Annotated in this window: 20 protein-coding genes; 11 read left to right on the top strand and 9 right to left on the bottom strand. The window is 61.4% G+C overall.

All coding sequences use genetic code 11. From position 1 onward, the window contains the following. Positions 1 to 207: 207 nt before the first annotated feature. Entirely contained in the window at positions 208 to 1,497 is a 1,290-nt protein-coding gene (locus AC1DJO_RS14320) for an ABC transporter substrate-binding protein (protein WP_112384963.1), read from the bottom strand. A gap of 136 nt (positions 1,498 to 1,633) precedes the next feature. Here AC1DJO_RS14320 and AC1DJO_RS14315 point away from each other — a divergent pair, with 136 nt between their 5' ends. Genes AC1DJO_RS14315 through AC1DJO_RS14305 form a run of 3 tightly spaced genes read left to right on the top strand, consistent with a single transcriptional unit; the run spans position 1,634 to position 5,531 of the window. Continuing rightward, positions 1,634 to 2,662 (top strand): LacI family DNA-binding transcriptional regulator, encoded by a 1,029-nt coding sequence (locus tag AC1DJO_RS14315; protein WP_477971247.1) that lies wholly within the window; start codon positions 1,634 to 1,636, stop codon positions 2,660 to 2,662. A 5-nt stretch (positions 2,663 to 2,667) separates the two neighbouring features. Next, complete coding sequence (locus AC1DJO_RS14310; RefSeq protein WP_477971245.1) at positions 2,668 to 4,521, top strand: DUF2264 domain-containing protein; 1,854 nt, start codon at positions 2,668 to 2,670, stop codon at positions 4,519 to 4,521. Further along, complete coding sequence (locus AC1DJO_RS14305; protein ID WP_477971243.1) at positions 4,518 to 5,531, top strand: hydroxyacid dehydrogenase; 1,014 nt, start codon at positions 4,518 to 4,520, stop codon at positions 5,529 to 5,531. The genes AC1DJO_RS14310 and AC1DJO_RS14305 overlap by 4 nt, the downstream gene beginning before the upstream one ends. 62 nt (positions 5,532 to 5,593) lie before the next feature. Here AC1DJO_RS14305 and AC1DJO_RS14300 read toward each other — a convergent pair whose 3' ends face one another. The 5 genes from AC1DJO_RS14300 to AC1DJO_RS14280 all read right to left on the bottom strand — a co-directional run bounded on the left by AC1DJO_RS14300 (position 5,594) and on the right by AC1DJO_RS14280 (position 10,891). Continuing rightward, positions 5,594 to 6,868, bottom strand: a complete 1,275-nt coding sequence (locus tag AC1DJO_RS14300; protein WP_477971241.1) for a Gfo/Idh/MocA family protein — start codon at positions 6,866 to 6,868, stop codon at positions 5,594 to 5,596. A 42-nt stretch (positions 6,869 to 6,910) separates the two neighbouring features. Further along, complete coding sequence (locus AC1DJO_RS14295) at positions 6,911 to 7,741, bottom strand: sugar phosphate isomerase/epimerase family protein (RefSeq protein ID WP_477971239.1); 831 nt, start codon at positions 7,739 to 7,741, stop codon at positions 6,911 to 6,913. A 24-nt stretch (positions 7,742 to 7,765) separates the two neighbouring features. Further along, entirely contained in the window at positions 7,766 to 8,932 is a 1,167-nt protein-coding gene (locus AC1DJO_RS14290; RefSeq protein ID WP_477971237.1) for a dihydrodipicolinate synthase family protein, read from the bottom strand. Between the two features lie 2 nt (positions 8,933 to 8,934). After that, on the bottom strand, positions 8,935 to 10,083 hold the full coding sequence (locus tag AC1DJO_RS14285) for a Gfo/Idh/MocA family protein (protein WP_477971235.1): 1,149 nt from the start codon (positions 10,081 to 10,083) through the stop codon (positions 8,935 to 8,937). Positions 10,084 to 10,213: 130 nt separating this feature from the next. Next, the gene (locus AC1DJO_RS14280; RefSeq protein WP_112514374.1) at positions 10,214 to 10,891 is read right to left on the bottom strand and encodes a TetR/AcrR family transcriptional regulator; all 678 of its coding nucleotides are present in this window, start codon (positions 10,889 to 10,891) and stop codon (positions 10,214 to 10,216) included. A 207-nt stretch (positions 10,892 to 11,098) separates the two neighbouring features. On the opposite strand from AC1DJO_RS14280, the gene AC1DJO_RS14275 reads away from it, so the two are divergent. The 7 genes from AC1DJO_RS14275 to AC1DJO_RS14245 all read left to right on the top strand — a co-directional run bounded on the left by AC1DJO_RS14275 (position 11,099) and on the right by AC1DJO_RS14245 (position 19,827). Next, the gene (locus AC1DJO_RS14275) at positions 11,099 to 12,385 is read left to right on the top strand and encodes an ABC transporter substrate-binding protein (protein WP_112384971.1); all 1,287 of its coding nucleotides are present in this window, start codon (positions 11,099 to 11,101) and stop codon (positions 12,383 to 12,385) included. 5 nt (positions 12,386 to 12,390) lie between these two features. Then, on the top strand, positions 12,391 to 13,353 hold the full coding sequence (locus tag AC1DJO_RS14270; protein WP_112539858.1) for a carbohydrate ABC transporter permease: 963 nt from the start codon (positions 12,391 to 12,393) through the stop codon (positions 13,351 to 13,353). Next, complete coding sequence (locus tag AC1DJO_RS14265; protein ID WP_477971232.1) at positions 13,346 to 14,233, top strand: carbohydrate ABC transporter permease; 888 nt, start codon at positions 13,346 to 13,348, stop codon at positions 14,231 to 14,233. The genes AC1DJO_RS14270 and AC1DJO_RS14265 overlap by 8 nt, the downstream gene beginning before the upstream one ends. 20 nt (positions 14,234 to 14,253) lie before the next feature. After that, positions 14,254 to 15,327 (top strand): Gfo/Idh/MocA family protein, encoded by a 1,074-nt coding sequence (locus AC1DJO_RS14260; RefSeq protein ID WP_477971230.1) that lies wholly within the window; start codon positions 14,254 to 14,256, stop codon positions 15,325 to 15,327. A 24-nt stretch (positions 15,328 to 15,351) separates the two neighbouring features. After that, entirely contained in the window at positions 15,352 to 16,428 is a 1,077-nt protein-coding gene (locus tag AC1DJO_RS14255) for an ABC transporter ATP-binding protein (RefSeq protein ID WP_310293717.1), read from the top strand. Positions 16,429 to 16,499: 71 nt separating this feature from the next. Continuing rightward, complete coding sequence (locus AC1DJO_RS14250) at positions 16,500 to 17,375, top strand: phosphotransferase (protein WP_310293715.1); 876 nt, start codon at positions 16,500 to 16,502, stop codon at positions 17,373 to 17,375. Between the two features lies 1 nt (position 17,376). Then, positions 17,377 to 19,827 (top strand): GcvT family protein, encoded by a 2,451-nt coding sequence (locus AC1DJO_RS14245; RefSeq protein ID WP_477971228.1) that lies wholly within the window; start codon positions 17,377 to 17,379, stop codon positions 19,825 to 19,827. 210 nt (positions 19,828 to 20,037) lie between these two features. Here the strand turns inward: AC1DJO_RS14245 and AC1DJO_RS14240 are convergent, their stop codons facing one another. Beyond that, positions 20,038 to 21,492, bottom strand: a complete 1,455-nt coding sequence (locus AC1DJO_RS14240; RefSeq protein WP_477971226.1) for a mannitol dehydrogenase family protein — start codon at positions 21,490 to 21,492, stop codon at positions 20,038 to 20,040. Then, entirely contained in the window at positions 21,489 to 22,904 is a 1,416-nt protein-coding gene (gene uxaC / locus AC1DJO_RS14235; protein WP_477971224.1) for a glucuronate isomerase, read from the bottom strand. The genes AC1DJO_RS14240 and uxaC overlap by 4 nt, the downstream gene beginning before the upstream one ends. Before the next feature lie 161 nt (positions 22,905 to 23,065). On the opposite strand from uxaC, the gene AC1DJO_RS14230 reads away from it, so the two are divergent. Next, positions 23,066 to 23,275: a SlyX family protein gene (locus AC1DJO_RS14230; RefSeq protein ID WP_112514309.1), complete on the top strand. Its 210-nt coding sequence runs from the start codon at positions 23,066 to 23,068 to the stop codon at positions 23,273 to 23,275. A 41-nt stretch (positions 23,276 to 23,316) separates the two neighbouring features. Here the strand turns inward: AC1DJO_RS14230 and AC1DJO_RS14225 are convergent, their stop codons facing one another. Then, positions 23,317 to 24,798: an NAD-dependent succinate-semialdehyde dehydrogenase gene (locus AC1DJO_RS14225; RefSeq protein ID WP_477971222.1), complete on the bottom strand. Its 1,482-nt coding sequence runs from the start codon at positions 24,796 to 24,798 to the stop codon at positions 23,317 to 23,319. Between the last annotated feature and the right edge of the window lie 5 nt (positions 24,799 to 24,803).

Raw genomic sequence — 24,803 nt, 5'->3', positions numbered from 1 at the left:
TCTTCTCCATTACGGCCGTGCTGATTCTGACGGGTGGTGGGAAACCAGTGGCACGACAGGCTGGATTGAAGCTGACGAAGGCCCTTTCCGGAGGGAGGAGTGCTCATTGCAAGATGATAGACTTCCGTGGTCTCGATCTTGCTGCCGCCAACTGCAACGCAAAAGAGCCCGCATCGACGGGCTCTTTCGTTGTTTTCAGCTGAAACTTCAGCTTCTGATCGTCGCCTTGCCTTCTTCGACGAGCCGCTGCGCAGCCTCGGCGGGCGTGGTTCGTTCGAAGGCGAGTTCATCGGCGATCGGGCGGAACAGGCGTTGGTCGAACTCCGTCGATCCCAATGGCGCCGGTGCCGGATAGTCGCCGACCTGGTCCTTCAGAAGATCCACGTATTTGACCGCTGCCTGCTCCGTCGGGTTGAGATTCGGCAGGATCGCCTGGCGCACGGCCGGCGACATCGGTACGCCGCGCTCGACGCCGAGGATCTTGCCAGCATCGGGGTCATTGACGAAGAAGTCGATGAACTTGGCGGCGGCCTCGCCATTCTTCGTCGTCGCGCCGACGCTCCAGATCAGTGCCGGGCGATAATAGTGGCCGGAAGGTCCGCCCTTCTTCTCGCGCGGCAGCGTGGTGATCGCCAGCTTGTTCTTGGAGATCAGCTGGTAGCCGACGAGCTGGTTGGAATAGGCCATGCCCATAGCCGACTTGCCGAGTGCCAGCGCGTTGGTATCGATGGTGTTCTGGTCGAGTGTCTGCACATCGGCAGCGACCGTGCCACCTTTCTTGCGCAGATCCTCCCAGAAGCTGTACCACTCCTTGGCATCGTCGACGCCGAAGCCGAGCTTGCCGTCAGCATAAAGGCTCTTGCCGCGCTGGCGCAGCCAGGCATCGAAGACATAGGTATAGCGGGCACCGTAGGGACCGCCCCAGTAATTATCCTTGCCGCCGGCCTTGGTGAGCTCGACGGCAAGCTTGGCATATTCGTCCCAGGTCAGGTCCGTCGTCGGAAGCGGCAGGCCCGCCTTTTCGAATACGGCTTGGTCGAAGAACAGCGCAAAGGAATTCAGTCCAAGGCCGATGCCATAGAGCTTGTTGTCGACAGTCGTCAGCTTCAGCATGTCCTTGCCAAACGCATCAACCTTCAGCGTCGATGGGACGAACTCGTCGAGAGCAAGGCAGGCGCCGCGCTTGGAATAATCGGAAATCGTTCCCGGCTCGAGCTGGAAGACGTCGGCAATGGCGCGGCCGGCCATCTGCGTCGCCAGTTTCGTCCAGTAGCCATCACCACTCATGGATTCGCCAACGATTTTCACACCTGGCGTCTTGCCTTCATAAAGCTTGGCAACGTCGAGTGTCCGCTTGGCGCGATCGTTCGATCCCCACCACATGGCGCGCAGCTCTGTACCCTCTGCATAGGCCGGGATGGCGCTTCCGGCGCCGAAGGCAAGCCCGGTGGCGACGCCAGCCGAACCCATCAGAAATGTCCGTCGATTGATCTGCATGATGTTCCTCCTTGTGCCTGCCCCTCGCCGTCCTCCAACATCTGAGGGCAATGCGGCGAAGACTACGCAAAAAAAATAAACTTGCAAGAAATTATATAACAATTGCAAATTTGCATTATTTGCATAAGATCGGGCCATGAACGAAATGAAACCCAAACGGCCGCGACAGGCCGATATCGCAACAGCGGCCGGCGTGTCCGTTTCCACGGTTTCTCGCGTGCTCGCCAATGAGCCGGGTATCAGCGGCAATGTGCGCGAGCATATTCTGCGGGTGGCCGCCGAGCATGGCTATCAGCCGAGGTCCACGGTCGAGCCGCCGCCCGGCGGCTTGGCGCTGATCGCCAGCGATGGGGTCACGGGTGGGCTCAGCGTCTTCTACGAAGCGATCGTCGAAGGTCTGCGGGCGAGCGCTCTGGAAGCTGGGATGGCCTTCGAAGTCCGGCTCATCCGGGAGGACCGCGCTACGCCCGAGGTTGTTCGCAGCTACATGACGACGGCGCGGGCCGAGGGGCTCTTTCTCGTCGGTATTGATCCGAGCGATGCGCTTCGCAGCTGGATCGAAGCGGAGAAAGTGCCGGTGGTGCTCGTCAACGGAACGGATCCCCGCCTGCAGATCGACGGCGTGTCTCCGTCAAACTTCTTCGGTGCCTATCAGGCAGCCGAGCGTCTGCTCGATGCCGGACATCGCAAGATCCTTCACTTCACCGGATCGCATCGCCATACGATCCGCGAACGCGTTCGCGGCTTCGATGCGGCTGTCGCCGTTCATGGCGGCGAGCGGCGCCTAGTGTCGATGGGATTTCAGGGCAGCGCCTCGCGCGAGGCGCATGAACTGATGGCTGCCGTTCTCGCAGAAAACAAGGGTTTTACCGCCGCCTTCTGCATGAACGATTTCGTCGCCGTCGGCGTCCTCGAAGCCGTCACCGAAGCAGGTCTTCGCGTTCCCGAAGACTTTGCGATCGTCGGTTTCGACGATCTCCCCTGTGCGATGATGACCAACCCACCGCTGTCGACGATGCATGTCGACCGGGCCGCAATCGGCCGTGAGGCGATTGCCTTGATGATAGCCCGCTTCCGCGACAGGACGGCTCCTGCGCGCCATGTATGCCATGCGGTCGTCCCGGTTGCCGGGGGGACTGTGCCAGATGCAAGAATCGATGAGTGATGCAGATGACCTATGATCCGGCCAGCGCCAATCCGCTCGCAGGCAATCCTCTCCAGACGCGCAGCGACATGAGCCGCGCCCTTCATGATCTCTTCAATCCGCTGCTTCCCTATTTTTCCGAGGGCAACGCGCGTGTCAGGCTCGATGGCGCGGGCGCACATTTCGACCGGGCGGCCGCTGATCTTGAAGGTTTTGCCCGGCCTCTCTGGGGCCTGGCGCCGCTTGGCGCCGGAAAGGGCGACTTCGCACATTGGCAGCGTTTCGCCGACGGTATCGCCAACGGCTCCGATCCCGATCACCCGGAATATTGGGGCACGGTCGGGGGCCGCGATCAGCGGATGGTGGAACTTGCGGCTCTGGGCTTTGCGATCGCGCTGGTGCCGGAGAAGATCTGGGAACCGCTCGATACCGCCCAGCGCGCCAATGTTATCGCCTATCTCAAGCATGCCCGCCAATTCGACTATGCCGACAACAACTGGAAATTCTTCCGCATCTTCGTCGACATCGCACTCGATCGCGTCGGGGCCGATTTCGATCGCAGCCTGACCAAGCAATATCTCGAAGAGCTCGAAGGCTTTTATGTCGGTGATGGATGGTACCGCGATGGCAATGTCCGCCGCGTCGATCACTACATCCCCTTCGCGATGCATTTCTACGGGCTGATCTATTCGAAGCTAGTCGATGACGACTATGCGAAACGCTACCGGGAACGGGCCCTGCTCTTTGCCCGGGATTTCCAACATTGGTTTGCCGACGATGGCGCGACCATCCCCTTCGGCCGCAGCCTCACCTACCGTTTCGCCTGCGCAGGCTTCTGGTCGGCGCTTGCGTTTGCGGATCTGGAAGCGCTGCCCTGGGGCGAGGTCAAGCATCTCTGCCTTCAGCATCTGCGCTGGTGGCGGGACAAACCGATGACGAACCGCGACGGTATTCTGTCGATCGGCTTCGGCTATCCGAATTTTCTGATGTCCGAGAGCTATAATTCGGCCGGTTCGCCATACTGGGCGTTCAAGGCTTTCCTGCCGCTGGCAATCCCGGAAGATCATCCGTTCTGGACGGCGAAAGAGGTGGTGCCGGCCGCCGCGCCCGTCACACCGCAGCGCCATCCCGGCATGGTGATCATGCACACTGGCGAAGATGCGGTGGCCCTGTCATCGGGGCAGGAAAATCTTCAGATGCGGTTTGGTACCGAAAAATACGCCAAATTCGCATATTCGGCCCGCTATGGCTTCAGCGTCGAAGCCGACGAGCGGAGTTTTGCCGGCGGCGCCTTCGATTCGGCACTGGCTTTCAGCGATGACGGCTTTCACTATCGCGTCCGTGAAACCAACACGGTGGCGAAGATTGCCGGCGACGTGCTCTATGCAAAATGGTCGCCTTTCAAGGATGTCAGCGTCGAAACCTGGCTCGTTCCGGCCGCGCCCTGGCATATTCGCGTCCATCGCATCCAGTCGCCGCGTGCGTTGCAGATTGCCGAGGGCGGCTTTGCGATTGCCAAGCAGGATTTCGACCTCGATACGCTCGAAGCCGCGGCCGGCCAGGCCTGCGTCCTTGGCGAAGCTGACTTCTCCGGCATCGCTGATCTCGGCTCCAGCATCGAGCGCCACGGCCTCGTGCAAAAGGCATTGCCGAATACCAACATGATCGTTGCCAAGACCCTGGTGCCGCAGCTCCGTGGTGAAATTCCGGCGGGCGAGACCGTGTTGTTCACGGCCGTCATAGCCACGGGAGATCGGCAGGCTGTGTCGCGGGCGTGGCTAACGCCACCTGGGAAGCCGGATTTGTCTTCGCTGGAAGCGATCGTCGCCAAGGAAGGCATCACGGTCAGCGCCATCGAGGCGCCAGGGCAAATGCCATGAGACAAAGAGGTATTGCGCTCGCCATGCAGCCCGGGCAGCGGACGGAGCATGTTCTCCCTGATGCCTTGCTCGACCGGCTGGAACAGCTCGGTGTCCTGCTCGACCGGCATCCGCTCGAGAATTTCAGCGATGAGCGCGCCAGGCGCATCCTTGCCGAAACCGAAATCCTGATCACCGGCTGGGGCGCGCCTCATGTTGGTGCCGATGTGCTTTCGGCCGCGAAAGGGATGAAACTTGTGGCCCATGCCGCCGGCACGGTCAAAGGCATCATCGGCGAGGAGGTCTTCAGATCAGGTGTGCAGGTCACCCATGCGGCAGAGGCCAATGCCGTTCCCGTCGCGGAATTCACCCTTGCGGCGATCCTGTTTGCCGGCAAGCAGGTCTTTCGCTTCCGGGACTACTACACGGATGACCGGAACCGCGAGCGGACCTATCCGATGCAGCGGCTGGCGATCGGCAACTACGGCCGGACGGTCGGTATCATCGGCGCTTCGCGTATCGGGCGGCGAGTGATCGATCTGCTGAAACCCTTCGAATCCAAGATCCTGCTTTTCGATCCGACATTGAGCGCCTCGCAATGCGCAGAGCTGGGCGTTGCGAAATGCGACCTCGATACATTGATGCGGATGTCGGATATCGTTTCGCTGCATGCGCCGTCGCTTCCATCGACCCGCCATATGATCGATGCGCGGAAGTTGGCGATGATGAAGGATGGCGCAACGCTGATCAACACGGCGCGCGGCGCAATCATCGACGAGGCGGCATTGCTGACGACGCTGGCCACCGGCCGGATTGATGCCATTATCGACGTCACCGATCCGGAAATTCCCGAGACGAGCTCGGCATTCTACGACCTGCCGAACGTGTTCCTCACGCCGCATATCGCCGGCGCGGTCGGATTGGAGCGTTCTAGGCTTGGCGCAATGGCTGTCGATGAGATCGAGCGCTTTCTGAAGGGCGAGCCGCTGCTCTACGCGCTGACGCTGGCCGATCTCGACCGGCTTGCTTAGGGCCTGCGCCAACATTCGAAATTGAAAGCGCCAGCTCCACTCGAACTGGCGCTTCGATTTTATTAGCCGGCTTTTACGCTATTCGGCGAGCCGTCGTTGGCCAGCTCCGGCATCAGGTCGGCGAGCGTCACCACCTTGCCCGTGCGCGAACTTTGTAGAGCTGCAATCCCGCAGAGAACAGACATTGCCCCGGCGCGCGTACCGGCGCGCTGATGCAGCCCATCTTCCATGCCGGGCTTGAAGATCATGTTGCGCATCCGGTCGTCACCACCGTAATGCCCGCCGGACGAATGCGGAACGACGATGCGTTCGAGCGCTTCCTTGCCGTTGGGGAAGTTGCGGATCAGCAGGATTTCGTCTTCCTTCTTCACCTCCCATGGCTGCGTTTCATGCTGGCGAACCTCGATCCGGCCCTTGGTGCCGTTGAACGCCAGATGATGACCCTCGATCGGCTGGAAGGTGTTCAGCGAGTAGGAAACATGCACGTTGTTGCGGTAGCGGATGCTCACCACCATCGTATCAGGGATGTCGATATCCTCGCGGAAGACGCAGCCGTCGCGGAAGTAACCGTCGATCTTCGAGGGGTCTTCGTAAAGCGTGTCCAGGAACGGATCTGCCTCAAGGTCGAGGTAGTAATCGCAGTCGGCGGTGTGAGGACAGAGCTTGCAGCGCGGGCCGCGGAAGGGGCCTTTGCGGCCGTAATTCTGCAGATCGGCAAAGGATGTGACGGCTTCGGGATCGCTGTCGAGATACCAGTTCAGCAGATCGAAATGGTGTGTCGCCTTGTGGACGAAGAGGCTGCCCGAGTTCTCGGTATAGGCATGCCAGCGACGGAAATAATCGGCGCCGTGCTTGGTGTTCAGGTACCAATGAAAATCGACAGAGGTGACGCGGCCGATCTCGCCTGAGTTCAGCAGCTCCTTGATGCGCGCTGCCGTCGGCGAATAGCGGTAGTTGAACGAAACATCGACGCGCTGGCCTGTCCGCTTCTCGGCGTCCATGATCCGCCGGATCTTGTCGACCGCTGTCGTCATCGGCTTTTCGGTGATCACGTCGATCCCGGCCTCGAGCGCCCGCACGACGATCGCGTCATGGGTATGATCAGGCGTACAGACGATCACGAGGTCGGGCTTCACCTCCTTCAGCATCGCCTCGATGTCGTCATAGATGGGGGCATTGCTGCCGATCATCGTACGCGCACGCTCGCCGCGCAGCGAGTTCTTCTCGACGATAGCGACGAGATCGACATGCTCCCGCCACCCGGCGAGCAGATCCTTCCCCCACATCGTGGTCCCGCGATTGCCGGTCCCTATCAGTGCAAAACGGCGCTTCTCCATCGAATGATCCTCCTTCATACGTGCTGAAACGAATATATCCAATTAAACCAGGCAGCAGCCATGATACCGGTCGACGCAGGTGGCGATGACCTCCTCCGCCGGGCGCTTCCACCAGTTGTCTGCCGAAAAGATCTCCACCTCCTGCGCGCCGAAGAAGCCCGCCTTCTCGATCATCCGCCTGATGCCTTTGAGATCGATCACGCCGTCGCCCATCATGCCGCGGTCGGTGAGCATGTCCTTAGTCGGCACCAGCCAATCGCAGATGTGATGCGCGAAGATGCGCTTCATCTGCCCGGCGCGTGCGATCTGTTCGGCGAGTTCCGGATCCCACCAGACGTGATAGACATCGATGGCGACGCCGACGTCGGTGCCGAGAAGCTCGCACATGTCGAGCGCCTGGCGCAGGGTATTCACGCAGGAGCGGTCGGCGGCATACATCGGGTGCAGTGGCTCGATCGCCAGCGGCACGCCTGAGGCTCTCGCATGCGGTAAGACGGCGGCGATGCCGTCCGAAACCATCTGCCGGGCAGCACCGATATCCCGCGATCCACCCGCCAATCCACCGACAACGAGCACCAGGCAATCGGCGCCGAGCGCAGCGGCCTCGTCGATCGCTCGTCGGTTGTCGTCGAGGTTTTTCTGCCAATCGCGGTCATTAGCCGCCGGAAAGAAGCCCCCTCGGCAAAGGCCGGTCAGCTTCAGGCCGTTCGATTTCACGATGCGGACGGCTTCGTCGAGACCGGCCTTGGCGATCTGATCGCGCCAGGGCGCGATCTTGGTGATGCCGTGCTTCAGGCAGAGATCGACGGCTTCGGCAAAGCCGCATTGCTCGCGGATCGTTGCGAGATTAATCGAAAGTCCTTCGACCTGCATGTCATGCCCTCCCTGCCTGATGGTTCACTGTACGCCGTGAACGGCAAGCACCTGCTTCATGCGGCTGACCGCGAGATCGGGATCGGCGAGGACCCGCGCCTTGTCAGCCAGTCGGAACAATTCGGCGAGATGCGTCAGCGACCTTGTGCTCTGCTGCCCGCCGACCATCACGAAATGGTCCTGCAGGCCGTTCAGATAGGCAAGGAACACCACGCCGGTCTTGTAGAAGCGGGTCGGCGCCTTGAAGATGTGGCGCGACAACGGAACGGTCGGGTCGAGCAGATCGAAAAACTCGTTGTTGCTGTGGCGCCCGAGCGCATCCATTGCCGCCGAAGCTGCCGGTGCGATCGCATCGAAAATGCCGAGCAGGGCGTCCGAATAGCCCTCTTCATCGCCGGCGATCAGTTCGGCATAGTTGAAGTCGTCGCCGGTATACATGCGCACCGCCTTGGGCAGCTGGCGGCGCATCGCCACTTCCTTCTCCTTCGAAAGCAGCGAAATCTTGATGCCATCGACCTTGGCGGCATTGGCTTCGATCACCTGAAGGCTCGTCGACATTGCCTTGATGTGGTCGTCATTGCCCCAGTAGCCGGCGAGCGCCGGGTCGAACATTTCACCCAGCCAATGGATGATCACGGGTTCCTTGACCTGGCGAAGGATGCGGTCATAGACCCGGATATAGTCGTCCGGGCCCTTGGCGGCGGCGGCCAGCGCCCGGCTTGCCATCAGGATGATGCGCCCGCCTTCCGCCTCGACGGCCTCGATCTGCTCTTCGTAGGCCCGGATGATTGTGTCAACCGTTACGTCAGGGCCCGGTGTCAGATGATCGGTGCCGGCGCCGCAGGCAATCAGCGCGTCCTTTCGGGTGCGTGCCTCGCGCAACGCCCGGCGGATCAGCTCGCGGGCCTCAGGCCAGCCGAGGCCCATGCCGCGCTGAGCCGTATCCATCGCCTCGGCAACGCCGAGACCGAGATCCCAGAGCCGGTGGCGGAACGCAAGCGTCCGCTCCCAGTCGATCGCCGGTGTCAGCCACGGGTCGTTGTCTTGAAGCGGATCGGCTACCACATGGGCGGCCGCATAGACGACGCGCGGAAAATCCTTGGCATCGCGCTTCTTCAGTTCGATCGGCACGCCGGTCAGCTCATAGGGCGCGATCTTGCCGTCCAGCGGGAGATTGATCGTTCTTGCCATGATCAGAATTCCAGCCGGGGAACGTCGAGCCAGCGGCGTTCGGCCCACGACTTGAGGCCGAGTTCTGCCAGCTGCACGCCCTTGGCCCCGGCCTCCATGCCATAGGGCCACGGCGCATCCTCGGCGACATGGCGCAGGAACATTTCCCACTGCGCCTTGAAGCCGTTGTCGAAGACCTGCGTATCCGGCACTTCGTCCCAGGTCTTGTAGAAGTCGATTGTCTGCGGCTGGTCGGGATTCCAGACCGGCTTCGGCGTGTTGACGCGGTGCTGGGTCCAGCATTTCGTGAGCCCCGCGACCGCGGAACCATGCGTGCCGTCCACCTGGAACGTCACGAGGTCGTCGCGGCGGACGCGAACCGCCCAGGAGGAGTTGATCTGCGCGATCACCCCGCCTTCAAGTTCGAAGGTCGCGTAGGCGGCGTCGTCGGTATCGCAAGTATAGGTCTTGCCCTGTTCGTCGACGCGGCTGCCGATATGGGTGGCACCGAGGCAGGAGACGGATTTCACTTCGCCAAAGAGATTGTCGAGCACGTAGCGCCAGTGGCACAGCATATCGAGGATGATGCCGCCGCCGTCACCCTTGCGGTAGTTCCAGGACGGGCGCTGTGCCGGCACGCCCCAGTCGCCCTCGAACACCCAGTAGCCAAACTCGCCGCGCACCGAGAGAATCTTGCCGAAGAAGCCGGAATCGCGCAGCAGCGCCAGCTTGCGCAGGCCGGGCAGGAACAGCTTGTCCTGAACGACGCCGTGCTTGAGCCCGGAAGAGCGGGCCTTCCGGGCAAGATCGACCGCAACCTGCAGGTCGTCGGAAATCGGCTTTTCGCAATAGACATGTTTGCCGGCGTCAAGCGCCCGGGACAGCAGCTCGGCACGCATCAGCGTCGTGCCGGCGTCGAAGAAAATATGGTCGTCGGGGTTGGCAAGTGCGGCGTCAAGGTCGGTCGACCAGCGCTTGATGTTATGCTTCTTCGCCAGCTCTTCCATTTTGTCGCGGTTGCGGCCGACAATGATCGGATCGATCTCCAGCCGTTCCCCCGATTTTAGCAGAAGGCCGCCCTGATCGCGGATGGCCAGGATCGATCGCACCAGGTGCTGATTGTATCCCATGCGGCCTGTAACGCCGTGCAAAATGATCCCGAGACGTGCCATTTGTTCCTCCCTGCCAATCGTTTTCCGGCAGGGAGCGGGCTTGGCCCAGCCCTCCCAAGCCAGTAACTAAACAGTTACTTGATGGCAGAAGCAAACCGGACCTGTCAATAGGCAAATCCGTTTCGGCTTCTCAGCGCTTGATGGAGGCGAGCGTCACGTGGACGATATGGCGCTCCCAGGTGTCCAGATTCGTGGCCTCGATCAGGGGGCGGCCGAAGATGGTCGAGAGCGTGTACTGGTTGGAAAGATAGAAATATCCGAGCGATGCGATCGTCAGATAGACATGCAGCGGATCGGCCGTCTCGATGAAGACGCCTTCCTTTTTGCCGCGTTCAAGCACCTGGGCCAGTTCGCCGATCAGATGCGAGTGAAGCTCCTTCAGCCGCACCGATTGGCGCAGCCAGCGGGCGCGATGCAGATTTTCCGTTCCGAGCAGACTGAGGAACTCCGGATGCTGGAGGAAATAGCGCCAGGTGAAGAGCGCGAGTTCTGTGATGCCTTCTTCCGGATTGCGGTCGCCGATATGCAGCGCGCGTTCGGCGGTGCGGATGCCGACATAGGCCTCTTCGAGCACGCGCAGGTACAGCTGCTCCTTGTCGCCGAAATAGTGGTAGAGCATGCGCTTGTTGGTGCCGGCACGTTCGGCGATCGCATCGACGCGGGCGCCGCCCATGCCGTTCTCGGCAAATTCCTGCGTTGCCGCCTCAAGGATCGCCGCCTTGGTCCGTTCGGGGTCGCGCTGAAGCACGCGCTCGCCGCTGGCGCGCTTCGGCTTTTTCTTGTCCCCAGTCTGGCCGGTATCGTTCATCGGCTTATCTCCCCAGACGCTAATGTTGCGCTCATAAGGCTTCGGTGCGAGGTTGTACAAGCGAAATTCGAAGAGGAGACCTCGCGAAACCAAGACCGCTTGACAGGCTTCGTGCTTGTCCATAGCTTGTAACCAATTAGTTATTTGTTGCAAGAGAAACCAGCAAGGAGCGTGTGGAGGCGCTCCCCAAGGGAGGAGGAAAAACAGATGACATTCAGCATTAATAGACGTGGCTTCATGGCGGGAGGGGCTTCGCTGCTCGCGCTTTCGGGTATGGGTGCCCCTGCATTTGCGCAGGACGCCCGTCTCCGGCTGATCTGGTGGGGCTCTCAGCCCCGCGCCGACCGCACCAACAAGGTGTCGGATCTCTACAAGGCCAAGAATTCCGGTGTTTCGATCACCGGCGAATTCCTGGGCTGGGGCGATTACTGGCAGAAGCTCGCGACCCAGGTTGCGGGCAAGAACGCCCCTGACGTGATCCAGATGGATTACCGTTATATCGTCGAATATGCCCGGCGCGGCGCTCTTGCTCCGCTGGAATCCTACATGCCCTCGAAGCTGCAGCTCGGCGATTTCGATCCGGCTCAGATCGAAGGCGGCAAGGTCGATGGCCATCTCTATGGCATCAGCCTCGGCGCGAACTCGGCAGCGACTGTAATCAACACCGTTGCGCTGCAGGAAGCAGGCGTCGAAGCCCCGAACAACAAGACGACGTGGGAAGAACTCGGCAAGATCGGTGCTGAAATCACCAAGGCCGGCAAACGCAAGGGCTTCTTCGGCTTCGCCGATGGCAGCGGTGCCGAGCCGCTCTTCGAAAACTACGTTCGCCAGCGCGGCAAGGCGCTGTACACGGCGGATTCGAAGATCGCCTTTGGCGTCGAAGATGCGTCCGAATGGTTCGACATGTGGGCGAAGTTCCGCGAAGCCGGTGCCTGTGTGCCGCCTGATGTTCAGGCGCTCTACAAGGATACGATCGACACCGCCCCGCTGACGATGGGCAAGGCTGCGATCGACTATGCGCACAGCAACCAGTTCGTCGGCTTCCAGGCCGTCGTCAAGGACAAGCTGACGCTCAGCAACTACCCGCGCGTCACCGCGGACTCGAAGGGCGGCCACTACCGCAAGCCATCGATGTTCTTCTCGGTGTCGGCGCAGTCCAAGGTCCTCGATCAGGCCGTCGATTACGTCAACTTCTTCGTCATGAACCCCGATGCCGCCAAGGTGCTCGACGTCGAGCGCGGCATTCCGGAATCGAAGTCGATGCGTGATGTCGTCGCCGGTACGCTCGATGATGTCGGCAAGATCCCGCTGAACTACGTGGCCAATCTTGGCGATCTCGCCGGTCCGTTGCCGCCACCGCCGCCGACAGGTGCCGGTGAAGGCCAGACGGTTCTGCGCCAGCTCGCCGAGCAGGTTGCCTTCGGTCAGGTAACCCCTGCCGATGCCGGCAAGCAGCTCGTGGATGAAATTACGCGCGTCCTCGCGCGGGGTTGAACCACATGAACAATGCGATGCGCACAACGGCCGACGGAGCCGTGACGGTGGAACGTTACCAGGGAGCAGTGGCAGACAGCCGCCTCAGGCGGCTGTGGAATGCCAATGCTCCAGGCTATCTCTTCCTGCTGCCCTGGCTCCTGGGTTTTTTCGGGCTGACGCTCGGCCCCGCCCTGATTTCTCTCTACCTGTCGTTCACGGACTTCGACATGTTGAGAGCGCCGGGCTGGGTCGGCACGGACAACTATGTGCGCATCGCCACCGCCGATCCGAAATTCGCCGCGGCGATGAAGGTGACGCTGACCTATGTCGTGCTCTCCGTCCCCTTCAAGCTCACTTTTGCGCTGATGGTGGCAATGGCGCTGAACCGGGGCATTCGCGGTCTTCCCGTCTACCGCGCCATTTTCTATCTGCCCTCGCTGCTTGGCGGCAGCGTCGCCATCGCAGTTCTCTGGCGGCAGCTTTTCGCCGGTGACGGCCTTGTTAATGCGGCGCTGGCACAGTTTGGCATTCAGGGGCCGAGCTGGATCTCGCATCCGAGCTATTCGATCTACACGCTGGTGGCGTTGTCCGTCTGGCAGTTCGGCTCGCCGATGATCATCTTCCTCGCCGGTCTGCGCCAGATCCCGCAGGATATGTATGAGGCGGCCAGCCTCGACGGCGCCTCGACATTCCGCCAGTTCTACAAGATCACCCTGCCGCTTCTGACGCCCGTCATTTTCTTCAATGCCGTGGTGCAGACGATCGAGGCCTTCAAGGCCTTCACGCCTGCTTTCATCATCTCAGGCGGCACCGGCGGTCCGATCAATTCGACGCTGTTCTATACGCTCTACCTCTATCAAGAAGCCTTCGGCAATTTCCGCATGGGCTACGCTTCGGCACTCGCGTGGATCCTGGTGGTCATCATCGCGATCTTCACCGCCTTCTCGTTCCTGTCCTCGCGCTATTGGGTTCATTACGATGACTGAGATGACCGCTGCAGTCACCGCGGCCAGGCCGCCATCCGACATCAACAAGCGCAGCCTGCCGGGTTCGATCGTCGTCCATGTCCTGCTGATCGGTGCGTCGCTGCTGATGCTCTATCCGCTGCTCTGGATGCTCTCGGCCTCGGTGCGCCCGGAAAACGAGATCTTCTCGTCGACCTCAATCATCCCGTCATCGATCGATTTTGCGTCCTACGTGCGCGGCTGGACCGGCCTCGATATCAGCTTTGGGCGCTTCTTCTGGAATTCGCTGGTCATCTCGCTGCTGACGGTGACCGGCAATGTCATTGCCTGCTCGCTGACGGCTTTCGCCTTCGCGCGGCTGCGCTTTGCAGGCCGGAATTTCTGGTTCGCGATCATGCTCGGCACACTTATGATCCCGTACCACGTGACGCTGATCCCGCAATATGTGCTGTTCCTCAACCTCGGCTGGGTCAACACCATCTTGCCGCTGGTCGTGCCGAAATTCCTCGCCAGCGACGCCTTCTTCATCTTCCTGATGGTGCAGTTTTTCCGCGGCATCCCGCGCGAGCTCGATGAAGCGGCGATGATGGATGGCTGCAGCGCCTGGCGGATCTATTGGAAGATCATGCTGCCGCTGTCGCTGCCGGTGCTGGCAACGGCTGCCATCTTCTCCTTCATCTGGACCTGGGACGATTTCTTCGGGCCGCTGATCTATCTGAACGACATGAACACCTACACGATCCAGCTCGGCCTGCGCACCTTCGTCGACTCGACCAGCGCATCGGACTGGGGTGGCCTGTTCGCCATGTCGACGCTGACCCTCGTGCCAGTGTTCTTCTTCTTCCTGTTCTTCCAGCGCCTGCTGATCGAAGGCATCGCCACAACGGGCATGAAGCGCTGATGCCGATGGGAAAGAGTGACATGAGCATCAAGACTGTCGCCATCGTCGGCTGCGGTATCGGGCGTTCGCATATCGTCGAGGGCTACCTGCCGCATCCTGATCGCTTCAAGGTCGCAGCGATCTGCGACCTGAACGAGGAACGGCTGAAGACCGTCGGCGACGAATTCGGCATCGCGCGGCGCACCATGTTCTTCGACGAGCTTCTGGCGGACGACGCCATCGACATCATCGATATCTGCACGCCGCCGGGCATTCATAGGGAACAGGTGATCGCAGCCCTTGTCGCCGGAAAGCATGTCGTCTGCGAAAAGCCGCTGACAGGATCGCTGGCTGGTGTCGACGAGATCATGCGTGCCGAGAAGACGGCCAAGGGCACGCTGATGCCGATCTTCCAGTATCGCTATGGTGATGGCATCGAGCAGGCGAAGCGCATCATCGATGCAGGCATTGCAGGCAAGTTCTATATGGGTTCGGTTGAGACCTTCTGGCTGCGCAAACCCGAGTATTACGCCGTGCCCTGGCGCGGCAAATGGGCGACCGAGCTTGGCGGTGTGCTGGTCACGCATGCGCTGCACCTGCACGATATGCTCTTCCATCTTGCTGGCCCGGCTGCGCGCGTCTTCGGCCGCGTTGCTACTCGCGTCAACGATATCGAGGTCGAAGACTGTGCCTCGGTGAGCCTTGAGATGCAGAACGGCGCCTTCGTGTCGCTCGCGTGCACCCTGGGTTCACAGCAGGAAATCAGCCGCCTTCGGCTGCATTTCGAAAACGTCACGTTCGAGAGCAATCACGAACCCTACTCGCCGGGCAAAGGCCCCTGGCAGATCATCGCCGCAAATGATGACGTGCAGGCGCAGATCGACAAAGTGCTCGCCGACTGGCAGCCGGTGGCGCTGCGCTTCAACACGCAGATGGTCCGCTTCCACGACTATCTCAGCGGCAATGGGCCGCTGCCGGTGACGTCGGCAGATGCGCGCCGCGCTCTGGAGCTGGTGACAGCAATCTATCAATCCTCGGACAGTGGAGCTGACGTTGCGCTGCCGATCGGGCCGGAGAGCTCCAAATACGCCGACTGGCGTGCAAAAACGCGATAACGGGATCAGGAGGGATTTGGGAAGATGGCAACGAGTGTCGTTCTTCAGAAGGTCGAGAAGCGCTACGGGTCGCTGGATGTCATTCATGGCATCGACCTGACGATCGATCCCGGTGAGTTCACCGTCTTCGTCGGCCCGTCCGGCTGCGGCAAGTCCACGCTGCTGCGGATGATAGCCGGGCTCGAGGAGATTTCCGGCGGCGCGCTGCTTCTGGACAACGAGCGCATGAACGAGGTCGCGCCGGCAAAGCGCGGGATCGCCATGGTGTTTCAGTCCTATGCGCTTTATCCGCATATGTCGGTCTACAAGAATCTGGCTTTCGGGCTGGAGACAGCCGGCTACAAGAAAGCTGAAATCGAGCCGAAGGTGCGCCGCGCCGCCGAGATTCTGCAGATCGAAAAGCTGCTGGAACGCAAGCCCAAGGCACTTTCCGGCGGCCAGCGCCAGCGTGTTGCTATCGGCCGCGCCATTGTCCGGGAGCCACGCATCTTCCTCTTCGACGAGCCGCTGTCGAACCTTGATGCCGAACTGCGCGTGCAGATGCGCGTCGAGATTTCCCGGCTGCACAGCAGCCTTGGCAATACGATGATCTATGTGACGCACGATCAGGTCGAGGCCATGACCATGGCAGACAAGATCGTCGTGCTGAATTCCGGCCGCATCGAGCAGGTCGGAGCCCCGCTCGACCTCTACAACAACCCGGCCAACCGTTTCGTCGCCGGTTTCATCGGCAGCCCGAAGATGAACTTCCTGAAGGCGAAGATCGAGCAGGTGAATGAAGGGGACACGAGTGTCAGCGTCTGCGGCAGTTCGATCCGGCTGCCTCGACGCCTGAAGGGCTCCGCAGGCCAGGATGTGACATTCGGAATTCGCCCTGAGCATCTCGGCGTTGCCGATGCCGGAACGGCGCTTGCGACCGTCAATGTCGATCTCGTCGAAAATCTCGGCGGCGCCACGATGCTTTACACGACGACGCCGGATGGCCAGCAGCTGACCATCGCTCTCGATGGCCAGCAGAAGGTCGAGCGCGGCACCAATGTGAAGACATCCTTCGATCCGGCCCGCTGTCACGTCTTCGACGCGTCCGGCGCCACGATCTGACCGGGCCTCTGCTTGACAGCCGATCCCCCTCTGGCCCATCATTTTGAAAATGGGCCGCGAGGGGGACAGGCGTGACGCCTGAAGATAGGATTCATGCACTCGGCATCTGGCACGGGCCGGTCGAGATCGAACCTATCACCGGCGGCATCACCAACCGCAACTACCTCGTCAGGGATCGCAGCACGCGGCGTGTCGTGCGGCTGGGCGATGATATCCCGGTTCATCACATCAACCGCCAGAATGAGCTCGCCGCCAGCATCGCTGCCCATGCCGCCGGTCTTTCGCCCGCCGTCATCCATCATGCGCCCGGTATCCTCGTTCTGGACTTCATCGAATCGCGGGCGCTGTCTGCGGCTGATCTGCAGGATGAAGCAACCTTGCTGCGGACGCTGCCGCTGGTCCGGGCCTGCCACGGCGACATCGCTCGCCACTTCCGCGGCCAGGCGATGATCTTCTGGGTCTTCCACGTGATCCGGGATTATGCGGCTAATCTTGCCGCAGCAGGTAGCGCCTACGCACCGCTTCTACCCGGCTTGCTTGAAAAGGCCGAGCGTCTGGAAGCTGCGGCCGGCCCCTTCGAAATCGGCTTCGGGCACAACGATCTGCTGGCCGCGAATTTCCTCGATGACGGCAAACGGCTTTGGTTGATCGACTGGGACTATGCCGGCTTCAACACGCCGCTCTTCGATCTCGGCGGCCTTGCCTCGAACAACGAGCTCCCGGAAGCCGCCGAACGGACGATGCTTGAAAGCTATTTCGAAAAGCCGCTGACCCCCGATCTCTGGCGCCGCTACAGCGCGATGAAATGCGCCTCTCTGCTGCGCGAGACGCTCTGGAGCATGGTCTCCGAGATCCATTCGACCATCGATTTCGATTACGCCGCCTATACCGCCGAAAATCTCGCCCGCTCCGAGCGCGCCTACAAGGCATTTGAACAGGATCAGTAGAATGACGAAGGAATTACCGAAGACGGCGAAGGCCGTGGTCATCGGCGGCGGTATCATCGGCTGCTCGACGGCCTATCACCTCGGCAAGCTCGGCTGGACCGATACCGTGCTGCTCGAGCGCAAGAAGCTGACATCGGGCACGACCTTCCACGCTGCCGGCCTCGTCGGCCAGCTGCGCACCAGCGCCAACATCACCCAGCTGCTCGGCTACTCCGTCGATCTCTACAAGAAGCTTGAAGCGGAAACCGGGCTCGGCACCGGCTGGAAGATGAATGGTGGCTTGAGGCTCGCCTGCAACGAGGAGCGTTGGACCGAGGTGAAGCGCCAGGCGACCACGGCGCAGTCCTTCGGCCTCGAAATGCATCTGCTGACGCCGCAGGAGGCTTTCGATCTCTGGCCGCTGATGACAACAGATGACCTTGTCGGCGCGGCCTTTCTGCCGACCGATGGTCAGGCTAACCCTTCGGATATCACTCAAGCGCTTGCCCGTGGCGCCCGCATGGCTGGTGTTTCGATCTTCGAAGACACCGAAGTCATCGACCTCGAGATCGACAAGGGACGTATCCGCGCCGTCATCACCGCCAATGGCCGCATCGAATGCGAGCGCGTCGTCGTCTGCGCCGGCCAGTGGACCCGCGCCTTCGCCGCGCGCTTCGGCGTCAACGTGCCGCTCGTCTCCGTTGAGCATCAATATCTGATCACCGAATCCTTCGGCGTACCCTCGAACCTGCCGACGCTCCGCGATCCCGATCGCCTGACCTATTACAAGGAAGAGGTCGGTGGCCTCGTCATGGGCGGCTACGAGCCGAACCCGATCCCCTGGGCAACTGGCGGCATTCCCGACGGCTTCCACTACACGCTGCTCGACAGCAATTACGATCACTTTGAGCAGATCATGGAACAGGCACTGGCCCGCGTTCCCGCTCTCGAAACCGCCGGCGTCAAGCAGCTGTTGAACGGTCCGGAGAGCTTCACGCCTGACGGAAACTTCATCCTCGGCGAAGCGCCGGAACTGAAGAACTTCTTTGTCGGAGCGGGTTTCAACGCCTTCGGTATCGCGTCGGGCGGCGGTGCCGGCATGGCACTGGCCGAATGGGTAGCGAAGGGCGAGCCGCCCTACGATCTCTGGCCGGTCGATATCCGCCGCTTCGGCCGTCCGCATTTCGACACCGACTGGGTCCGCACCCGCACGCTGGAGGCCTACGGCAAGCATTATACGCTGGCCTTCCCCTTCGAAGAACATTCGAGCGGTCGCCCCTGCCGCAAGTCGCCGCTCTATGATCGGCTGAAGGCGCAGGGCGCCTGCTTCGGCGAGAAGCTCGGCTGGGAGCGGCCGAACTGGTTTGCCGATCTCTTCGCCAACGAGGAGCCGAAGGATATCTACAGCTACAACAGGCAGAACTGGTTCGACGCCGTTGGCCGCGAGCACAAGGCAGTGCGCGAGGCAGCCGTCATCTTCGACCAGACCTCCTTCGCCAAGTTCGTGCTGAAGGGCTGCGATGCCGAAGCAGCGCTCGGCTGGATCGCTTCGAACGACGTGGCAAAGCCTGTCGGCTCGCTTGTCTATACCCAGATGCTGAACGACAAGGGCGGTATCGAATGCGATCTCACAGTCGCCCGCATCGCCGAGAACGAATATTACATCGTCACCGGCACGGGATTTGCGACTCACGACTTCGACTGGATAGCCCGCAATATTCCTGAGGGAATGCAGGCCGAGCTGGTCGATGTCACCTCCGCCTATTCGGTTCTGTCGCTGATGGGGCCGAATGCCCGCGCCGTGCTGGAGAAGGTCACCTCATCGGATGTCTCGAACGCTGCCTTCCCCTTCGGCCGCGTCAAGACCGTCGGCATCGCAGGCTGCCCGGTCAGGGCGCTGCGCATCACCTATGTCGGCGAGCTCGGTTACGAGCTGCACGTGCCGGTCGAATACGCAACGACGGTCTATGACGCGCTGATGGCCGCCGGAAACGGCCTCGGTCTCGTCAACGCCGGCTACCGCGCCATCGAAAGCTGCCGCCTGGAAAAGGGCTATCGCGCCTGGGGATCGGATATCGGTCCTGACCATACGCCCGTCGAGGCTGGCCTTGCCTGGGCGGTGAAGACGAAAAAGAACACTCCCTTCCGCGGCCGCGATGCCGTGGAGCGTCAATTGACAGGTGGCGTCAAGAAGATGCTGGTCTGCTTCATGCCGGATGATCCTGATATCGTCCTGCTCGGCCGCGAAACCATCTACCGCGATGGAAAGCGCGTCGGCTGGCTCTCGAGCGGCGGGTTCGGCTACACGCTCGGAAAGGCGATTGGCTACGGCTACGTCCGCAACGTTGACGGTGTGACGGAGGATTTTGTGCTGTCAGGCAAGTACGAGCTCGATGTTGCGCGCGAGCGGGTGCCGTGCTCGGTGTCGCTGAAGCCGTTGTATGATCCCGAGATGACGCGGGTGAAGGGGTAGGCTGTTCCCTTGGGAGACCACGGGTGCCGCGAATGCTTCCCTCATTCCTGTGCTCGTCACAGGAATCTAGCCACTGCGCGTCCGCGCGGTGAATGAATCTGTCAGTTAGACGAAGAGTCTTTCCGGCCCAAGGCCTTGGGCCGGCTGGATCCCTGTAACAAGCACAGGGGTGAGGAGGGAGAGGTTGGTGCCCTCTTTTCCGAGATCACCTCAGAACAACGGCAACCTGTTATCCTGGATCAGGATATCCAGCTTGTTCGCCACGTCTTCGGTCCAGATGACATTGTCCGTCAACGCCTTCGGGAACAGCCCCGGCAACTTGAACAGAGCCGCCGAAACGGCGCTGCCGTTGCGCGGCACGTCGGCGAGCAGCGTCGCAATCTCTTCCGCTCGCGGATCACGCAGCTCGTAGGCCTTGCCGTTGCGGTCGACGCCGATGGCATAGCGCATCCAGGCTGCGACGGCGATGGCGTAGGTCTCGGCCTTGCTGCCGTGGGCCAGTGCTTCGGTTACCGGCTCCAGCAGGCGCTGCGGCAGCTTCTGCGTGCCGTCCATGGCGATCTGGTAGGTGCGGTGGGCGATCGCCTTGTTTGCAAAGCGGGCTATCAGTTCGTCGGCATAGTGGTCGAGATCGATGCCCGGAACCGGATCGAGCGTCTCGGCAGCGGCATTCATCTGACGCCGGGCAAGAGCCGCCAATCCTTCGTCGTCCATGACGTCGCGGATATATTCATAGCCGCCTATGTAGCCGAGATAGGCGAGCAGCGAATGCGCACCGTTGAGCATGCGCAGCTTCATCTTTTCATAGGCCGAGACCTCATCGACCATCAGCACGCCGACCTTGTCCCATGCGGGGCGGCCGCTGGCGAAATGGTCCTCGATCACCCATTGGGTGAATGGCTCGGTCTCGATCGCGGCCAGATCCTGCCGTCCTGTCAGCCGCTCGGCATCCGCATAGGTGGCGTCGGTGCTGGCGGGCGTTATGCGGTCGACCATGGTCGAGGGGAAGGGCACATTGGTTTCGATCCAGGTGCGAAGCTCCGGATCGACACGGCCGGCGAAATCGAGGACGAGGCGCTTCAGCACCGCGCCGTTGCTCGGAAGATTATCGCAGCTGAGCGGCGTGAAAGGGGCGATACCCTTGGCGCGGCGGCGGGCAAGACCTTCGACGAGATAGCCGACGACGCCGCGCGGTGCGTGGCGGTTGGCAAGATCGGCGGCAACATCTGGATGGGTCAGATCAAGTCCGCCGGTGCGCACGTCAAGGCCATAGGCCTTTTCCGTCACCGTCAGGCTGACAATGCGGATCGCCGGGTCTTCGAGCCGCGAAAGGAGCAAGGCCGGGTCGCGCGGCGCCACATGCGCCTTCAGGATCGGACCGATCACTTCGGCCGTCGTGCCCGACGTGTCGCGGATCAGCACCGTGTAGAGGCCGTTCTGCGCGTTGAGATTGTCGGCAACATCGGGCGTGCGCAGGCTCGCCACCTCGATGCCCCAGTCGCCGCCCTCAGCGGCTAGCGCTGCGTCCGTAAACGGCGCGAAATGGGCGCGGAAGAAGGCGCCGGGGCCAAGATGCAGGATGCCCGCCTTCAGCGTGCTGCGGTCATAGGCGGGAAGCTTTGCGGTCGGCGCCAGACCGTTCAGGTCCTTCAGTCGATTGCTCACAGCTTGTAGGCCTTCTTCGCGTTGTCATAGGAGAGTTCGCGCGCGACGATTGCCGCATCTTTCCTGGAGATCCGGTGTTCGGCGGCAAGCTGCGCCAGGAAGCCGCAAACCTCGCGGCGCCAGACGTCGTGGCGGGCGGGGATCGAGAGCAAGGCGCGGGTATCGTCGTTGAAGCCGGCCAGATTGGCAAAACCCGCCGTCTCGACGACCTGGTCGAGATAGCGGCGGATGCCATTCGGGCTGTCGTGGAACCACCAGGGTGGGCCGATCATCAGGCATTCCCAATGGCCGGCCATCGGCGCCAGCTCGCGCGAATAGGTCGTCTCGTCGAGCGTGAAGAGCAGGATGCGAAGGCCCTGCGAATGGCCGTACTTTGAGAGCAGCGCATTCAGCCCGCCGATCCAGTCAGTCCGGGTCGGGATATCGGCGCCCATGTTCGGACCGCGGGTCGCAAAGAGACCGCTGTCGGTGTTGCGGCGCGAGCCCGCGTGGATCTGCATGACCATGCCGTCTTCGGCCGAAAGCCCGGCCATCTCGGTCATCATCTGACCACGGAACAGCTCGGCATCGGCAGCCGAAAGCGAACCCTTAAGTGCCTTGTCGAGAAGCGCCTGCCGCTCGGTGGCCGAGAGGTCGGCGGTGAATGCGGTCGGCACGCCGTGGTCGGTCGCTGTGGCGCCGAACTGGCGGAAATAGGCGCGGCGCTTGCGATGCGCGTCGATCATGCCGTCCCATTTGGTGACGTCAGAGCCGGTGATCTCACCGAACTTGATGAGATTGTCGCGGAAGCCGACGGCATCAGGATCTGTAACGCTATCAGGGCGGTATGTCGTACGAACCTTACCGATCCAGCCATCCTTCTGCATCTTCTGATGATGCACCAGCGGATCCAGCGCGCCTTCCGTCGTGGCGATCGTTTCGATGCCGAAGCGCTGATGCAGCGCACGCGGGCGGAACTCGGGCTTGGCGAGCTGCTCGTTGATATGGTCGTAGAGCGTGTCGGCATTCTCAGGCGTCAGCGGTTCGGTACAGCCGAGCACGGCAGACATCGCATGATCGACCCACAGGCTGGACGGCGTGCCGCGGAAGAGATGATATTTGGCAGCGAAAGCGCGCCAGATGTCACGGCCCTTGGCGACAGGCTTGCCATCAAGTCGGGGAACGCCGAGCTCGTCGAGTTTGGTGCCGGTGCTGTGCAGCATGCGGAACAGGTAATGGTCGGGGATGACGAGCAGCGATGCGGCATCTTCAAAGGGCTTGTCGTCAGCGAACCACGAGGGCTCGGTATGCCCGTGCGGGCTGACGATCGGCAAAGCGGCAACGGTCTCGTAGAGGTCGCGCGCGATGCTGCGGGTTGCCGGATCGGCCGGAAAAAGCCGGTCCTGGTGAAGAAAGCCGTTTCGTGAATCCATAAGATTTCCTCCCTGATGGGTTAGGGCCTACTCCACGATCAAAGACACGGCAAGGCCCATTAGTAACCAATGAGTTCACTTTAGGAATCGATGCTGGGCGCCCCATTGACGCAGCCGCCGCTATAGGTTTTGGAAGAGCAGCAAACCGGTGGAGAACAACCATGGCCGAAGACATCAGCCGCATTACCCAGCTTGAAGAAGCCTTGGCCCATCAGGCAAAGACCATCGAAGAGCTTTCGGATCAGCTTGCCGAGCAATGGAAAGTGGTCGAACAGACCCGAGCGAAATTGGACCGCTTGACGGAACGCTTCCTGTCGCTCGAAGAGCAATCGCTGGAAGCGCCGGCGGTGACAAGGCCGCCGCATTATTGAATGCCGAAATGAAAAGGGCGCCCGAAGGCGCCCTTGCGATTTTAGAGATTGCCGATGCAGAGATATTTCATCTCGAGGTAATCGTCGGCGCCATGGCGCGAGCCTTCGCGGCCGTTGCCGGATTGCTTGATACCGCCGAAGGGCGCGGTTTCCGTCGACATCAGGCCGGTATTGATCCCAACCATGCCGTATTCGAGCGCTTCCGCAACCTTCCAGACCTTCTTCAGATCGCCCGCGAAGAAATAGGCGGCGAGGCCGAACTCGGTGTCATTGGCCTGCAGGATGACTTCTTCAACGGTGTCGAAGCGGAAGAGCGGCGCGACCGGGCCGAAGGTTTCTTCCCTGGCGACCTTCATGCCCTTGGCAACGCCCGTGAGTACGGTAGGCGTGAAGAAGGTACCGGCACCTTCGATACGCTTGCCGCCGGTCAGCACCTTGGCACCCTTGGAGACCGCGTCGCTGACATGGTCCTCGACCTTGGCAAGACCCTGCTCGTCGATCAGCGGGCCGATGGTGACGCCCGAGGTGAAGCCGTCGCCAACCGACATGGCTTCAACCTTGGCAGCCAGCTTGGCCGCGAAGGCATCATAGACGCCTGACTGTACGTAGAGACGGTTGGCGCAGACGCAGGTCTGCCCGGCATTGCGGTACTTCGAAGCGATCGCGCCTTCGACGGCGGCATCGAGATCCGCATCATCAAAGACGATGAAGGGTGCGTTGCCGCCGAGCTCGAGGCTGACCTTCTTGATCTGGTCGGAGCACTGGCGCATCAGGATGCGGCCTACTTCGGTCGAGCCGGTGAAGCTGATCTTGCGCACCTTGTCGTTGCCGCAAAGCTCCTTGCCGATCGCGGGGCCGTCTTCGCCGACGATGACGTTGAAGACACCGGCGGGAACACCGGCCTGTTCGGCGAGAACCGCAAGCGCGATGGCCGAAAGCGGGGTCTGTTCCGCGGGCTTCGAAACGACGGTGCAGCCAACGGCAAGCGCCGCCGCGATCTTGCGGGTGATCATCGCTGCCGGGAAGTTCCAGGGCGTGATCGTGCCGACGACGCCGACCGGCTGCTTGATGACGATCATCCGCTTGTCGTTCGACGGTGCCGGAATGGTTTCGCCGTAGATGCGCTTGGCTTCTTCCGCATACCATTCGATGTAAGCGGCAGCGTAGAGGATCTCGCCGCGCGCTTCGGCAAATGGCTTGCCCATTTCGGCTGTCAGGATCGCCGCCAGCTCGTCGGCATTGGCGACCATCAGGTCGAACCACTTGCGCAGGATGGCGCTGCGGTCCTTGGCGGGTTTTGCCGCCCAGGCTGGCTGGGCTGCATAGGCCGCATCAATCGCCTTGCGGGTGTCGGCAGCGCCCATATCAGACAGCGAGGCCAGAACTTCGCCGGTGGCCGGGTTCAGGACGTCGAAGGTTTTCGTTGCGCCGCCCTTCGTCCATTCGCCGTTGATGTAGCCGGTGTCGCGCAGGAACGGAGAGGAGAAAGGGACGTGTTTGGTCAGTGCGGTCGTGAATGCCATGTCAT

This window comes from Rhizobium sp. 05N430 (assembly GCF_056396985.1).
This window is presented reverse-complemented; position numbering and strand designations above follow the sequence as displayed.

Coding starts and splice junctions, on each gene's coding strand:
- AC1DJO_RS14275 (WP_112384971.1), top strand. CDS start 11,099: ATGACATTCAGCATTAATAGACGTGGCTTCATGGCGGGAGGGGCTTCG.
- AC1DJO_RS14285 (WP_477971235.1), bottom strand. CDS start 10,083: ATGGCACGTCTCGGGATCATTTTGCACGGCGTTACAGGCCGCATGGGA.
- AC1DJO_RS14300 (WP_477971241.1), bottom strand. CDS start 6,868: ATGGAGAAGCGCCGTTTTGCACTGATAGGGACCGGCAATCGCGGGACC.
- AC1DJO_RS14305 (WP_477971243.1), top strand. CDS start 4,518: ATGAGACAAAGAGGTATTGCGCTCGCCATGCAGCCCGGGCAGCGGACG.
- AC1DJO_RS14225 (WP_477971222.1), bottom strand. CDS start 24,798: ATGGCATTCACGACCGCACTGACCAAACACGTCCCTTTCTCCTCTCCG.
- AC1DJO_RS14265 (WP_477971232.1), top strand. CDS start 13,346: ATGACTGAGATGACCGCTGCAGTCACCGCGGCCAGGCCGCCATCCGAC.
- AC1DJO_RS14230 (WP_112514309.1), top strand. CDS start 23,066: ATGGCCGAAGACATCAGCCGCATTACCCAGCTTGAAGAAGCCTTGGCC.
- AC1DJO_RS14270 (WP_112539858.1), top strand. CDS start 12,391: ATGAACAATGCGATGCGCACAACGGCCGACGGAGCCGTGACGGTGGAA.
- AC1DJO_RS14245 (WP_477971228.1), top strand. CDS start 17,377: ATGACGAAGGAATTACCGAAGACGGCGAAGGCCGTGGTCATCGGCGGC.
- AC1DJO_RS14310 (WP_477971245.1), top strand. CDS start 2,668: ATGACCTATGATCCGGCCAGCGCCAATCCGCTCGCAGGCAATCCTCTC.
- AC1DJO_RS14315 (WP_477971247.1), top strand. CDS start 1,634: ATGAACGAAATGAAACCCAAACGGCCGCGACAGGCCGATATCGCAACA.
- AC1DJO_RS14320 (WP_112384963.1), bottom strand. CDS start 1,497: ATGCAGATCAATCGACGGACATTTCTGATGGGTTCGGCTGGCGTCGCC.
- uxaC (WP_477971224.1), bottom strand. CDS start 22,904: ATGGATTCACGAAACGGCTTTCTTCACCAGGACCGGCTTTTTCCGGCC.
- AC1DJO_RS14260 (WP_477971230.1), top strand. CDS start 14,254: ATGAGCATCAAGACTGTCGCCATCGTCGGCTGCGGTATCGGGCGTTCG.
- AC1DJO_RS14255 (WP_310293717.1), top strand. CDS start 15,352: ATGGCAACGAGTGTCGTTCTTCAGAAGGTCGAGAAGCGCTACGGGTCG.
- AC1DJO_RS14290 (WP_477971237.1), bottom strand. CDS start 8,932: ATGGCAAGAACGATCAATCTCCCGCTGGACGGCAAGATCGCGCCCTAT.
- AC1DJO_RS14280 (WP_112514374.1), bottom strand. CDS start 10,891: ATGAACGATACCGGCCAGACTGGGGACAAGAAAAAGCCGAAGCGCGCC.
- AC1DJO_RS14295 (WP_477971239.1), bottom strand. CDS start 7,741: ATGCAGGTCGAAGGACTTTCGATTAATCTCGCAACGATCCGCGAGCAA.